The sequence below is a fragment of the Pseudoalteromonas aliena genome, from assembly GCF_038155085.1.
GTDB lineage: Bacteria > Pseudomonadota > Gammaproteobacteria > Enterobacterales > Alteromonadaceae > Pseudoalteromonas > Pseudoalteromonas aliena_A.
Genome location: NZ_JBAKAU010000001.1, coordinates 51562 through 65420 on the forward strand (window position 1 = coordinate 51562; position 13859 = coordinate 65420).

General features: G+C 41.0%; 12 protein-coding genes and 1 riboswitch. Of the genes, 8 read left to right on the forward strand and 4 right to left on the reverse strand.

Annotated elements, in window-relative coordinates; translation table 11 throughout:
* Window positions 1-161: 161 nt before the first annotated feature.
* From dapB to V6260_RS00285, 8 genes are all read left to right on the forward strand, one after another.
* A complete protein-coding gene (gene dapB / locus V6260_RS00250; RefSeq protein WP_341591944.1) occupies window positions 162-965 on the forward strand; it encodes a 4-hydroxy-tetrahydrodipicolinate reductase in 804 nt (267 codons plus the stop codon).
* Between the two features lie 362 nt (window positions 966-1327).
* Entirely contained in the window at window positions 1328-2464 is a 1137-nt protein-coding gene (gene carA, locus V6260_RS00255) for a glutamine-hydrolyzing carbamoyl-phosphate synthase small subunit (protein ID WP_341591945.1), read from the forward strand.
* Between the two features lie 16 nt (window positions 2465-2480).
* On the forward strand, window positions 2481-5699 hold the full coding sequence (carB, locus tag V6260_RS00260; protein ID WP_341591946.1) for a carbamoyl-phosphate synthase large subunit: 3219 nt from the start codon (window positions 2481-2483) through the stop codon (window positions 5697-5699).
* A 47-nt stretch (window positions 5700-5746) separates the two neighbouring features.
* On the forward strand, window positions 5747-6223 hold the full coding sequence (greA, locus tag V6260_RS00265; protein ID WP_058549162.1) for a transcription elongation factor GreA: 477 nt from the start codon (window positions 5747-5749) through the stop codon (window positions 6221-6223).
* A 481-nt stretch (window positions 6224-6704) separates the two neighbouring features.
* The gene (locus tag V6260_RS00270) at window positions 6705-7763 is read left to right on the forward strand and encodes a S66 peptidase family protein (protein ID WP_341591947.1); all 1059 of its coding nucleotides are present in this window, start codon (window positions 6705-6707) and stop codon (window positions 7761-7763) included.
* Between the two features lie 67 nt (window positions 7764-7830).
* A riboswitch (FMN riboswitch) is annotated at window positions 7831-8019 on the forward strand.
* A 143-nt stretch (window positions 8020-8162) separates the two neighbouring features.
* Window positions 8163-8816: a 3,4-dihydroxy-2-butanone-4-phosphate synthase gene (gene ribB, locus V6260_RS00275; protein ID WP_341592571.1), complete on the forward strand. Its 654-nt coding sequence runs from the start codon at window positions 8163-8165 to the stop codon at window positions 8814-8816.
* Window positions 8817-9121: 305 nt separating this feature from the next.
* On the forward strand, window positions 9122-9706 hold the full coding sequence (locus V6260_RS00280) for a class I SAM-dependent methyltransferase (RefSeq protein ID WP_341591948.1): 585 nt from the start codon (window positions 9122-9124) through the stop codon (window positions 9704-9706).
* 90 nt (window positions 9707-9796) lie between these two features.
* Entirely contained in the window at window positions 9797-10141 is a 345-nt protein-coding gene (locus V6260_RS00285) for a lactoylglutathione lyase (protein ID WP_341591949.1), read from the forward strand.
* Window positions 10142-10228: 87 nt separating this feature from the next.
* Here V6260_RS00285 and V6260_RS00290 read toward each other — a convergent pair whose 3' ends face one another.
* The 4 genes from V6260_RS00290 to V6260_RS00305 form a co-directional block, all read right to left on the reverse strand.
* On the reverse strand, window positions 10229-11119 hold the full coding sequence (locus V6260_RS00290) for a dienelactone hydrolase family protein (protein WP_341591950.1): 891 nt from the start codon (window positions 11117-11119) through the stop codon (window positions 10229-10231).
* 131 nt (window positions 11120-11250) lie between these two features.
* Window positions 11251-11418 carry a hypothetical protein gene (locus V6260_RS00295; protein WP_158657434.1) on the reverse strand — a complete coding sequence of 56 codons (168 nt, stop codon included), beginning with the start codon at window positions 11416-11418 and terminating at the stop codon, window positions 11251-11253.
* Window positions 11419-11541: 123 nt separating this feature from the next.
* On the reverse strand, window positions 11542-12807 hold the full coding sequence (locus V6260_RS00300; RefSeq protein ID WP_341591951.1) for a SulP family inorganic anion transporter: 1266 nt from the start codon (window positions 12805-12807) through the stop codon (window positions 11542-11544).
* Window positions 12808-12810: 3 nt separating this feature from the next.
* Window positions 12811-13338 (reverse strand): SulP family inorganic anion transporter, encoded by a 528-nt coding sequence (locus tag V6260_RS00305; protein ID WP_341591952.1) that lies wholly within the window; start codon window positions 13336-13338, stop codon window positions 12811-12813.
* Window positions 13339-13859 lie beyond the last annotated feature (521 nt).

A 13859-nucleotide genomic window follows, 5' to 3' on the forward strand; every position in this document is an offset into this window, starting at 1 on the left:
AGGTCACCTGACTATTGCATGACTTTTAGATAATATCTACAAAGCAACGCGATTTTCAGCGATTAATATTTATCCAACTGCATAAAAATACCCAGCTGCGTATTTTGCAATGGCCGGATATATGACTAATAAACGGATTCAAATTAAATTAGGTAAAAACCATGACGACAAATCGAATAGGTGTATTTGGTGCTAACGGAAGAATGGGCTTAGCCCTATTAGAAGCTGCGACAATTAAAGAGCAAACACAACTTACAGGCGCATATGTTCGTAGCAGTTCATCGTTATTAGGTATTAATGTAAGCCAAGTAAATAGTGCAGCCGACAGCGCAGTAAGCTTTAGCGTTGAAAGCGAAGTAGATAATGTAGATGTGTTAATCGACTTCACATTGCCGCAAGGTATGCGTAATCATCTAAAAACAGCTGTTGCACAAAAGCTACCAATGGTTATAGGTACTACAGGGCTTAGCGCCGATGACATGACGCTATTACACGATGCAGCAAAGCACATTCCTATTGTGTTTGCTCGCAATTACAGCGTAGGTGTAAACGTGCTCTTAAATTTGGTACAAACAGCAGCTACTAAATTTGGCGATGATTTAGATATAGAAATATTTGAAGCGCACCATCGTCATAAAATAGATGCACCATCGGGCACTGCCTTAGCTATTGGGGAATCAATTGCAGATGCAAAGGGCTGGAACCATGACGAGGTAGCTGTATACGACCGCAGCCAAGTAGAAACGGCTAAATCGCAAAATGAAATAGGTTATTCGGTACTAAGAGGTGGCGATATAGTAGGTGAACATACCGCCTACTTTGCAACTATGGGCGAAAGGCTAGAATTAACCCATAAAGCAAGTTCAAGAATGACCTTTGCGCTAGGTGCTATAAGGGCTGCGTGCTGGTTGAAAAATAAACCAGTAGGACTTTATGATATGCAAGATGTGCTAGATCTTAAGTAGTTTAGTTACCTTTTTACCTGTTTGGGTCTAATTTTTCCTAAAAGCACTTATTTGTAACGATTTACCAAATAGTGTTAGACCTAAATAGCAACTTAATGTAGAATGCAGCCAATTTGCCAAAAATTACTAAATGCGTGTTTCCAATTATACCCAAGTGGCTAGTAAAACCAGGGGTTTCAGTGGGAATGAAAGAGTTTTAGGCAAGAAAAAATGATTGAAGGTTTAGCGTTTTATATCGGCATCATTTAAGAATGCGTAAAACAATTTAAGCTCACAAAAATCTGGTTTTGACGATCCCTCTGGGTATTGGCGGGGTGTTAAGCAATTGCTTACTCCCGTTTTTTACTGTTAGGAGGTTTAACTTGACTAAATCCGCTCTGTTAGTCCTAGAAGACGGCACAGTGTTTCGCGGTACTACAATTGGCGCTGACGGCATGTCTGTCGGTGAAGTAGTATTCAATACGTCTATGACTGGTTACCAAGAAATTTTGACTGATCCATCATACGCGGAACAAATCGTAACTTTGACGTACCCACATATCGGTAATACGGGTACCAACAGCGAAGACGAAGAAGCGAATCAAATATGGGCTAAAGGCCTAGTGATCCGTGATTTGCCACTGCTAGCAAGTAACTTTCGTAACGAGCAATCGTTAGATGATTACTTAAAAGAACGTAATATTTTAGGTATTGCGGACATCGACACCAGAAAGCTAACACGTATTTTGCGCGATAAAGGCGCACAAAACGGCTGTATTATTGCTGGTGACGAATTAGACGAAAACAAAGCGTTACAAGCCGCGCAAGCCTTCCCAGGTTTAAAAGGTATGGATTTAGCAAAAGTTGTCTCAACCAAGGAAAATTTTGAGTGGCGCGAATCAAGCTGGACATTAGGCGAAGGATTTAAAACCCTAGATACCGCTGATGAAAAGTTTCATGTTGTTGCCTACGACTTCGGTGTTAAACGTAACATATTACGGATGCTAGTTGATCGCGGTTGTAAACTAACCGTAGTACCAGCGCAAACCTCAGCAGCCGATGTACTTGCTTTAAACCCAGATGGTATCTTCCTATCTAACGGCCCTGGTGATCCTGAGCCATGTACCTATGCTATTGATGCAATTAAAGCCTTTTTAGAAACCGACACACCTATTTTTGGTATCTGTTTAGGTCATCAGTTATTAGCCCTTGCCTCAGGTGCTAAAACAGCAAAAATGAAATTTGGCCACCACGGTGGTAATCACCCAGTAAAAGATTTAGACCGCGACGTAGTAATGATCACCGCACAAAACCATGGTTTTGCTGCAGATGAAGCGTCATTACCAAGTAACTTACGTGCTACGCACAAATCGTTATTTGACGGCACGCTTCAAGGTATTCATCGTACAGATAAGCCAGCGTTTAGCTTTCAGGGCCACCCTGAAGCAAGCCCAGGCCCGCACGATGCAGCCCCATTATTTGACCACTTCATCGACCTGATGCAAGCGCGTAAACACTAATTTAACTGGAGTAATAATGCCAAAACGTACCGACATAAAAAGCATTCTTATCTTAGGAGCAGGCCCAATTGTAATTGGTCAAGCTTGTGAATTTGATTACTCTGGTGCTCAAGCGTGTAAAGCACTCAGAGAAGAAGGCTATAGAGTTATATTAGTTAACTCAAACCCTGCAACTATCATGACTGACCCAGAAATGGCCGATGCAACGTACATCGAACCAATTCACTGGGAAGTGGTAGAAAAAATTATTGAAAAAGAAAAGCCAGATGCAGTACTGCCAACTATGGGTGGTCAAACTGCATTAAACTGTGCCCTTGATTTAGACAAGCACGGTGTACTGGCTAAGCACGGCGTTGAGCTAATTGGTGCAACGGCTGATGCAATCGACAAAGCAGAAAACCGTGAACGCTTTGACGTAGCAATGAAAAACATTGGTCTAGAATGTCCTCGTGCTGAAATTGCTCATTCAATGGAAGAAGCTAAAGATACAATGAGCCGTATTGGCTTACCGTGTATCATTCGTCCTTCTTTCACTATGGGTGGTACCGGTGGTGGTGTTGCTTACAACATGGAAGAGTTTGAAGAAATTTGTGAGCGTGGTTTAGACTTATCACCAACGAACGAATTATTAATTGATGAATCACTGATTGGTTGGAAAGAGTACGAAACTGAGGTTGTCCGTGATAAAAATGACAACTGTATTATTGTTTGTACTATTGAAAACTTTGACCCGATGGGTGTTCACACAGGCGACTCAATTACCGTTGCACCAGCGCAAACGCTAACCGATAAAGAATACCAAATTATGCGTAATGCCTCTATGGCAGTACTGCGTGAAATAGGTGTTGAAACCGGTGGCTCTAATGTTCAGTTTGGTATTAATCCAAAAGATGGCCGTATGGTTATTATTGAGATGAACCCACGCGTATCACGCTCTTCTGCACTTGCATCAAAAGCAACGGGTTTCCCAATTGCAAAAATTGCAGCAAAACTTGCAGTAGGCTACACGCTTGACGAACTTCAAAATGATATTACTGGCGGTAAAACGCCTGCCTCTTTTGAGCCTTCAATCGATTACGTTGTAACTAAAATACCTCGCTTTAACTTTGAAAAATTTGCCGGTGCTAACGATCGTTTAACCACGCAAATGAAATCGGTAGGCGAAGTAATGGCCATTGGTCGTAACCAACAAGAGTCATTACACAAAGCATTACGTGGCCTAGAAGTTGGCGCAACGGGTTTCAATCCAATTGTGGCACTTGACGATCCAAAAGCACGTGAAAAAATTATTCGTGAATTACGCGAGCCAGGTGCTGAGCGTATTTGGTACATTGCCGATGCAATGCGCCACGGTATGAGTGTTGAAGATGTTTACGAGCTGACTAAAGTTAACCGCTGGTTCTTAGTGCAAATTGAAGACATTTTAAAAGACGAAGCAAAAATTGGTGAAGTAGGTATGGCTGGCCTAAATGCAGACTTCCTACGTAAACTTAAACGCAAAGGTTTCGCAGACCCGCGTATAGCTGAAATTGCCGGTGTTTCTGAAGCTGAAATTCGTAAAAAACGTCATCAATTAAACATTGTGCCGGTGTACAAACGCGTTGATACGTGTGCGGCTGAATTTAGCTCAGACACCGCTTACATGTACTCATCTTACGATGAAGAGTGTGAAGCAAACCCAACAGACAAAGACAAAATCATGGTTATTGGTGGCGGTCCTAACCGTATCGGCCAAGGTATTGAATTTGATTACTGTTGTGTACATGCCTCGCTTGCGCTTCGTGAAGACGGCTACGAGACCATCATGGTTAACTGTAACCCTGAAACGGTTTCTACCGACTACGACACATCGGATCGTTTATACTTTGAACCAATTACGCTTGAAGACGTACTAGAAATTGTACGTGTTGAAAAACCAAAAGGCGTTATCGTTCAGTACGGTGGTCAAACACCACTTAAACTAGCGCGTGAGCTTGAAGCGAATGGCGTGCCAGTGATTGGTACTTCACCTGATGCGATTGACCGTGCAGAAGACCGTGAGCGTTTCCAACAGTTAGTAGAGCGTCTTGATTTACTACAGCCTGAAAACGCGACAGTAACATCAACTGAAGAAGCATTACTTAAATCAGTTGAGATTGGTTTCCCACTGGTTGTGCGCCCATCGTATGTTCTAGGCGGGCGCGCGATGGAAATTGTATACGACGAGCAAGATTTACGTCGCTACATGACCGAAGCCGTATCAGCATCAAACGAGGCACCAGTATTACTTGACCGTTTCTTAGATAACGCAATTGAAGTTGACGTTGACGCTATTTGTGACGGCGAGCAAGTGATTATTGGCGGTATTATGGAGCATATTGAGCAAGCGGGTGTACACTCTGGTGACTCAGCATGTTCGTTGCCAGCACACTCTTTATCTCAAGATGTGCAAGATGTAATGCGCAAGCAAGTAACCGATATGGCTCTTGAGCTTGGCGTTGTTGGCTTGATGAATACACAGTTTGCTGTAAAAGATGGCAAAGTGTACTTAATCGAAGTAAACCCGCGTGCAGCGCGTACAGTACCGTTTGTATCAAAAGCAACCGGTGTTGCACTTGCAAAAGTGGCAGCACGTTGTATGGCAGGTCAGTCTTTAGCAAGCCAAGGTATTACAAAAGAAGTCATCCCTCCATATTACAGCGTTAAAGAGGTAGTTTTACCATTTGCTAAGTTCCAAGGTGTGGATCCTATCCGTGGTCCAGAGATGCGTTCAACAGGTGAAGTGATGGGTGTTGGCGATACTTTCGCCGAAGCGTTCGCAAAAGCACAATTAGGTGCAAGCAACACTTTACCACGCGGTGGTCGCGCGTTACTATCTGTACGTAACAGCGATAAGTCTCGTGTTGTAGAGCTTGCAAAAACCATGACAGACCTTGGTTTTGAAATTGATGCAACAGGTGGCACAGCAGAGGCTTTAAAAGAGGCCGGTATTGAAGTACGCCGTGTAAACAAAGTATATGAAGGCCGTCCGCATATTCTTGATAACATCAAGAATAAAGAGTATAGCTATATCGTAAATACCACCGAAGGTCGCCAAGCGATCGAAGATTCGAAGGTGTTGCGTCGTGGTGCATTGCAAAACAAAACCAACTATACGACAACCTTGAACGCGGCATTTGCTAACTGTACTGCTAACCAAGCAGACGACCGTAGCAAAGTGACGTCAGTTCAAGAGCTACACCAGCGATTGAACTAAGGAAATGTACCAAGGCCATTAAGGCCTTGGTGTTAAGTGAGAAAAGTATGCAATCAATTCCGATGACAGTTCGTGGCGCAGATTTACTGCGCAAAGAGCTTAACGAATTAAAAACAGTTACCCGTCCTAAAATCGTAAATGATATTGCGATTGCACGTGAACATGGTGACTTAAAAGAAAACGCTGAATATCATGCTGCGCGTGAGCAACAGGGTTTTTGTGAAGGCCGTATTCAAGAAATTGAAGCGAAACTTTCGAATGTGCAAATTATCGACGTAACTAAAATGCCTAATACGGGTAAAGTTATTTTTGGCACTACTGTAACTATTGTAAACGTAGAAACAGATGCTGAAGTAAAATACCGTATTGTAGGTGATGATGAAGCAGATATTAAAAACAACTTAATTTCTGTTAATTCGCCTATCGCACGCGGGTTAATTGGTAAGCAAACAGATGATGCTGTAACCATTAAAACGCCAAAAGGCGACGTTGAGTACGAAATCATTGATGTTGAGTATCTTTAATATTTAGCTCACTGCAACGTTTAAATAAAAACCGATGAGACTGCATCGGTTTTTTTATGTCTTGAATAAATCACTATACTAATATCAACTCCAATAAATAGCCGATCTATTTTACTCGCTAAAGCAACCCATTTTTTGTTGTAAATCTCGTAAAGAGAACAACCATTTACATCAATTTACGCCTAGAACTGAATTTTTTTTCGACGTGAAATTTAGAACACATACTTAATGGAGTCGGTATAACAAAGGTATTCATATTGTATAAAGAGTAAACATGATGATATAGGTACATAATCACTTTATACCAATCTGCTTATATATGGGGTCTATTTAACGTTAAGAAAATTACGCTAGAACTAGGCAAAAGTTTTTATATCTAGTTGTTCTAAATAAAAAACTTTTAACGACGTTATAGTGCAATTTAATTCGTTAAATTGATCAAAGATTTATGCAGGTTGGTATTATTAAAAAGGAACACTCAATGGCTAATATACTTTATCCAGCGCCTTTAAAAGTAGGCTCTAAAATTGCTATTTGCTCACTTTCATCTGGTCTAAAAGAAAAGTATCACGGACGATTAGATATAGTGATAGACGGACTAAAACACCGTGGATACGAAGTGATCGAAGGTGAGTTTTTACGCCAGAACAAACCGCGCGAACAACTTAATGCCAAAGCCCATGCAGAGCAGTTAATGGGCTTTTTATTGGATGACGAAATAGCCGCGATTATGCCACCAATGGGCGGTGAGCTTGCAATGGAAGTGCTGCCGTTACTGGATTTTAATGCTATAAAAGCGGCAAAGCCTAAATGGCTGGTAGGCTTTTCTGATGTGAGTACTATTGCCTGTGCATTAACAGCTAAGTGCCAATGGGCTACTCTACATAGCGCAAATTTAATGCAATTACACCCTGATGAAAAAAATCCGTATAGTTTACAAATTTTTGAAACTTTGACCTACGAAGTGGGGAGTAAGTTTGAACAAGGTCCTTCATCTTTACATCAAAAAGTGAAACCCAATTATGCTCAAAACCCTGATGAACTTTTAAACCCTAGTGAGCCTACTTATTGGCAGTGCTTAAACTCTACCGATAAACGTACAATTGAAATGTCAGGTCGCTTATTTGGTGGCTGCCTCGATACTGTAGGTTTATTGCTCGATTCACCTTTTTTAGCATTACACGAATTTAAAAAACACAGCGCGCCAGAAGGGCTAATTTTATATCTCGAAAACTCAGAGCTTACGCCGACGACGGTTGCTCGATTTTTACTTTCACTCAAGCTAGCCGGTATATTTGACGATATTAATGGCCTTATTTTAGGGCGAAGCGAAATCACTCAAAGCAATTACGACGCCTTTGATTACCGCCATGCGCTTGATGTGGCTCTAGGCGGGTGTTTATTTCCGGTAATTTTTGATGCCGATATAGGCCATGTACAACCTAATTTAAATCTGGTAAATGGCGCTTCATGTTCGCTTATTGCTGATATTAATGAAGGTAAAGTACTTAAAGCCTCATTAAATACTGAGCTTTCTTAACTTTTGTTTTTGAATAACTTATAGATACAAGCGTATAATGCGCAGGCCGTAAACGTATAAGTTTACGGTAAATTCTCAGGGCGGGGTGAAATTCCCCACCGGCGGTATGTTTTACTCAATACTTTTTTGACTAAAACGAGCCCGCGAGCGCTTTATTTAATTTATTTTTACAATATTGAAAAAGTTAAATAAAGGTCAAGCAGATCTGGTGAAATGCCAGAGCCGACGGTTAAAGTCCGGATGAAAGAGAATATAGCTTATTACACTACGCCATAAATATCGATTTTTGGCGTGTGTTTTTAATGCTGTTTTTTGGCAAAACATGCAAATTTATTTTGTATGGCTTTGCCATGCCTTTCAGTGTCCTGAATCTATTTATTTTTTATTTGGAATATAATGATGATTCAGTCTTTACTTACTCAATTTGGCGAAAGCCACACCCGTGTAGAAAATGCCATAGCTGCACTGCAACAGGGCCAAGGCGTGCTTGTTGTTGATGACGAAAACCGCGAAAACGAAGGCGACTTTGTATTTTCAGCCGAGCATTTAACTCCCCAACAAATGGCCGAAATGATCCGCGGAGGCAGCGGTATTGTGTGCTTATGCATGGGTGATGAGCGCATTAAACAGTTAGACCTCCCGCAAATGGTAACTAACAACACCAGCCAAAATAACACAGCCTACACAGTAACCATTGAAGCTAAATATGGCGTAACAACCGGTGTATCAGCAGCCGATAGAGTAACCACAATTAAAGCGGCTACCGCCGACAACGCAAAACCGAGCGATTTATCGCGCCCAGGCCATGTATTTGGTTTAAAAGCGCAAACCGGTGGTGTACTTGTACGCCGAGGTCATACCGAGGCATCTGTTGATTTAATGCAGCTGGCAGGTTTAAAACCGTTTGGTGTTATTTGTGAGCTAACTAATCCTGATGGCACCATGGCGCGTTTACCACAGGTAAGTGACTATGCTAATAAACACAGTATGACCGTGGTATCGATTGAAGACCTAGTGCAGTACATTCAAGCACGCGAACTAAAAGTAAGCTAGTTCAACGGGTTATTTTGATTTAATTATAAGGCCCAACCATAAAGTTGGGCTTTTGCTATGTAAAAATGAATTTATACTTCAGTTATAAAAAAGGTTTAAACCTCTGCTAGCTAAATTAAACGAAAGGAATTACATTCATTTCAGTTTAAGTTCTGCCTTGGCTCAACGTTACTTCAATCGTTTTGCTTGTGAGTTGTTTAGACTTGCTACCACCTATTTAAACTTTGTACTATTCGTGGAATTATCGAGTACATAAATTGGCTTTGCTAAAGCTAAATGCAATTAAAGTAACTTTAGGAGGTCCTATGTGGGATGAAAGGTATAGCACTGAGCAATACGCTTATGGCAAAGAGCCAAATGAATTTTTAGCCCAGCAATATCAAAAATTACCCAAGGGCAAAGTAATAAGCTTAGCAGAAGGCGAAGGCCGTAACGCAGTCTTTTTAGCAAAAATGGGTTATGACGTTACTGCAATTGATGGCTCTAAAGTAGGGCTTGAAAAAGCGGCAAAGCTTGCCAAAGAGCACAATGTAAACATTGAGCTTATTCATGCCGATTTAGCAGAGTTTGATTTTGGCGAGGAAAAATGGGATGCGGTCGTGTCTATTTATTGCCCTTTACCAAGCGCAGTTCGCTCAGCGGTATATAAACGCGCTGTAAAAGGTTTAAAGCCAAGTGGGGTATTTTTACTTGAGGCCTACACGCCCGAGCAGGTAAATTATAATACCGGAGGCGGACCAAGTGCAGATACTAAAACATCAAAAAGCAATTTAGAAGATGATTTAAAAGGCCTCAGCTTTTTGCATCTAGAAGAATTAAAGAGAGAAGTGTTTGAGGGCTCATACCACACAGGTTTAGCATCGGTCTTGCAAGCAATTGCTAAAAAATAAAGTGTATCTGAGAGCATAGCGATAATAATAGGTCGCTTTCAAAAAAATAAATTGTTAAACCTGCTGCCTAAAATAACAATGGAGAAATCAATGCAAATAGACGACATTAGAGTGTTTGTGCCGTGTAAAAACTATCAACTATCGTGTGACTTTTATCAGGCGCTGGGCTTTAATGTTGAGCCGGCATCAGTTGATTTAAGTATTGCAACATCAGGTGAATGTAGTTTGTTTTTACAACGTTACTACAACCAAGAATTTGCTGAAAATTTAATGCTACAAGTGTGCGTATTAAACATTAACGAAGCCTTTGACACTATTAGTAAATTAACTCACTTTGATATTCGCTTTGAAGGAATAAAACAAGAGCCGTGGGGTAAAGTGATTTATTTATGGGGTCCATCTGGTGAGCTATTACATATTACAGAGCTTAATTAACCAGAACTTACATAACCAAAATTTAGGTTAGTTAACTTAAATAATGCCACTCATTTTAAGCTGGTGGCATTACCTTATTAGCTTATATTAACTTAGCTTTTCATTAAAAAATGCTAAGGTACGCTGCCATGCAAGTTCTGCTTTTTGCTCATCATAGCGCCCAGTAGAGTCGTTATGAAAACCATGGTTAGCACCTTCGTACATATGCATTGTGTACTCAACATTGTTTGCTTTTAGGCTTTTTTCATAATCAGGCCATGTAGCGTTAACGCGTTTATCAAGCTCTCCTAATTGAATCATTAAAGGCGCTTTTATGTTTTTGTGCAGTGACTCACTTGCAGGAGTGCCATAAAAAGGCACGCCAGCGCTAAGCAAATCACTATCAACCGCCGCTAAATAATTAACAATATAACCCCCAAAACAAAAGCCCACAGCCCCTAGTTTGCCGTTACTATTTGAATGATTCTTTAAAAAGTGAGCGGCGGCTACAAAGTCATTTTGAATTTTAGCTCTGTTCATAGTTTTTTGCATTGCACGGCCTTCATCGTCATTACCCGGGTAGCCACCAAGCGGGAAGAGTGCATCGGGGGCAAAGGCAATAAAGCCTTTTTTGGCTAAGCGCCTTGCTACATCTTTTACGTAAGGGTTTAACCCTCGGTTTTCGTGAATAACTAATACAACAGGCAGTTTACCTTCAATTGTGCTGGGTACTGCTAAGTAACCTTTGCCTTTACCATGGCCGTTTGGCGAATCAAATTCTTCGTAGGTGGCTTTAATATCGTCATCATTAAACGATACTTGCTCTGCAAACGCATAATTGGGCAGCAGGGCACTGGTTAGTACACTCATTGAAAAACCAAGTGCAGCTAACCCGCCAAGTTTTTTCATAAATGTACGTCTGTCCATTAAGCCGTGGGCGTATTCGTCGTACCAATCAAAGGCTTCTTGCGGGATGTGTTCAGAGGGAGATGTATTCATGGCTGTTCCTTAACTTTATTATGTATATTTATTATTTAAATACCATAACGTATTAGGGATAAAAAACGAGCAGTTTATCTCTTTATTTATCGAACCTTTTTAATGTATAAAATTAGTTATTGAGTTTTAGCTCACCTGCCTGATAACCCTTCATCTACACCCATTAAAAAATCAAGCCCCACAAACGCGAATGATATAGCAATGGCGCCTAATAGCATTAAGTTACGGTTATTCTTTTTGTAGCCAATTGTAGTTAACACGGCAAAAGCAATAAATAGAATAATTTGTACCAGTGGCATAGTTACATCCTTTTATGTGTGGGAGTCCATATAAGTGCCAAACTTACCAGCTTAAAATAATTGATTTAATGATAAAAAGCTCGGAAATCCCGAGCTTTTTTAGTAAGTTACCTAAGTGACTTATTACTCCATAGCGTCGTTGGCTACCGCGTATTTAGGGTCTTCAACAATGTTAACTTCAACTAAATCACCGGCTTTTTGTAATAACTTGGTAGACTCTGGGCTTAAGTGGCGTAAATATAACGTTTTACCTAATGCTTTATAACGTATGCTTAAACCATGTATAGCTTCAATACCTGATTGGTCGCACACTCTGGCCTTGGCAAAGTCTATACATACTTTTTGTGGGTCGTTATGTGGGTTAAACCCTTCTTTAAACGAGGTTATAGAGCCAAAAAATAAGTTGCCTGCTACTTGGTAAGTTTTTTGTGTTTGAGACTCATCACTGCATTGAATACGAATTTCTTTTGCAGAATTCCACGCATAAACTAAGGCTGAAATAATAATACCTATGCCTACTGCAACGGCTAATTCGAGTAATACGGTAATGGTTGATACCACAATAATGATAAATATTTCAGACTTTGGAACGCGGCCAAATAAGCGTAAAGATGACCATTCAAAGGTTGCAATAACCACCATAAACATAACGCCAATTAATGACGCTACAGGGATCATTTCAATTAAGCTTGGAAAAAACGAAATAAATACCAGCATAAATAAAGCGGTAGCAATGCCCGCTGCACGTCCTCGTCCGCCTGAGTTTAAACAGACCATGCTTTGGCCAATCATAGCGCAGCCACACATGCCACCAAATAAACCGCTTAAAATATTGCCCGAGCCTTGTGCCACAGATTCGCGATTACCTTGGCCGCGGGTTTGTGTTATTTCATCAATAAGCGAAAGGGTCATAAGCGTTTCAATTAAACCAACTGATGAAAAAATAAGCGCAAGCATTAGCACGGTAATTAGCGCATCGAGGGAGTCGCTATTGGTAAAATCCCAGCTAATTTGCGGAAAGTGAAAACTAGGTAATGCACCTTTTAAACTACCATCAAGCGGATCGGCAGTCTCTTTTAATCCTTCAGCTATTTTTTGCGCTTCGTTAGCGTTCCATTTAGCCATAATTTGCGCATCAGTTTGGCGCTCTAATGCTATATTTTGCGCAGCTTCACTGTATTGTCCATGAGGAATTTGATTTTTTACCGCAGCAAAGTTTTCAGTAATGATTTCTTTTTCAATCATTGAAGTACGCTGCGTGTGCACAACTTCACTAACAAGTTTTGACTCAAGCGGCGTAAATGTAACTAGGGCTGTACATGCGGTAATAGCAGCAAGGGGCGCAGGAATTGCTTTGGTATAGCGTGGTAAAAAATACGCAATAGCCATGGTTCACGCTATTAACCCCATCATGGTAAGCGTGGCTGGGCTGGTTAGTTGCATCCAATCGCCCGCGTAGGTAAACATATCGTGTTGCTTATCGTATACCACGCGAATGTTTTCTTTAAATTGCCCAAACTGCGCCATACCAATTACTATGGCTAAGCCGTTTACAAAGCCAAGCATTACAGGGTGAGGTAACAGCCTTATAAATTTGCCCATTTTAAGCGCGCCAAATATAACCTGTAGCAAACCGGTTAACACCACAGCAGCCAGTAAATACTCTAGTCCAAACATGATAATAAACGCGGTGGTTACTACGGCCATTGAGTCCGCCGCGCCCGAAATCATAGCAGGACGGCCGCCAAAAACGGCGGTAATAAAACCAATAAAGAACGAGCCATACAGCCCCATCATTGGGTCAATACCGGCAACAAAGGTAAACGCAACGGCTTCGGGAATGAGTGTTAGCACAGCGGTTAAGCCTGCTAAAACGTCATTTTTTAAATTAGCGCTGCGCTTGCTTATCAAATCAAACATAGAGTTCCTCGGGTGCATAAATAAACTACATGCCATGGCGTTTTAAGCGAATAGCAGTGTGTATTGGTGTTTTAAAATTTACGTGTATAGGGCGTGTTGATCTTTGCGGATTGAAATTTGTTCAATCTAGGGGCGATCAAATCGCGGCGCGAGGTTTGTAACCTAGTGGGCTAAGTAAAAACCGAGCAACAAAGAGTTTATCGCCCCTAGGCAGAACCCAAAGGGCAGCGTATGTTTGGCATTTATGCTACGTTATCGCCTATTTATGGGGAGTAACTACACTTCATAGGCTCTGCCTTGCCTAAAAACCAAACATACTGCTGCAAATTCAAACGCCAAAGGTCAACACGCCCTCGTTATTAGAGCTAAGTGGAAGGCACTTAACTATTAAGCGGCTCAAAACCATTGCGGTGTGAGCTAATGCTAAGCAATAAAACTATTACGCGTTAGCTGTGCTGTAAATTGAGGGCTCATAATACGCTGATAAACATAAAATAATTATATACAATTTATTTGAAACA

Excerpts from the sequence above, each read along its gene's own strand:
- V6260_RS00280 (WP_341591948.1), top strand. The coding sequence starts at position 9,122 with ATGTGGGATGAAAGGTATAGCACTGAGCAATACGCTTATGGCAAAGAG.
- dapB (WP_341591944.1), top strand. The coding sequence starts at position 162 with ATGACGACAAATCGAATAGGTGTATTTGGTGCTAACGGAAGAATGGGC.
- carB (WP_341591946.1), top strand. The coding sequence starts at position 2,481 with ATGCCAAAACGTACCGACATAAAAAGCATTCTTATCTTAGGAGCAGGC.
- V6260_RS00305 (WP_341591952.1), bottom strand. The coding sequence starts at position 13,338 with ATGTTTGATTTGATAAGCAAGCGCAGCGCTAATTTAAAAAATGACGTT.
- V6260_RS00290 (WP_341591950.1), bottom strand. The coding sequence starts at position 11,119 with ATGAATACATCTCCCTCTGAACACATCCCGCAAGAAGCCTTTGATTGG.
- greA (WP_058549162.1), top strand. The coding sequence starts at position 5,747 with ATGCAATCAATTCCGATGACAGTTCGTGGCGCAGATTTACTGCGCAAA.
- V6260_RS00300 (WP_341591951.1), bottom strand. The coding sequence starts at position 12,807 with ATGGCTATTGCGTATTTTTTACCACGCTATACCAAAGCAATTCCTGCG.
- V6260_RS00295 (WP_158657434.1), bottom strand. The coding sequence starts at position 11,418 with ATGCCACTGGTACAAATTATTCTATTTATTGCTTTTGCCGTGTTAACT.
- V6260_RS00270 (WP_341591947.1), top strand. The coding sequence starts at position 6,705 with ATGGCTAATATACTTTATCCAGCGCCTTTAAAAGTAGGCTCTAAAATT.
- ribB (WP_341592571.1), top strand. The coding sequence starts at position 8,163 with ATGATTCAGTCTTTACTTACTCAATTTGGCGAAAGCCACACCCGTGTA.
- V6260_RS00285 (WP_341591949.1), top strand. The coding sequence starts at position 9,797 with ATGCAAATAGACGACATTAGAGTGTTTGTGCCGTGTAAAAACTATCAA.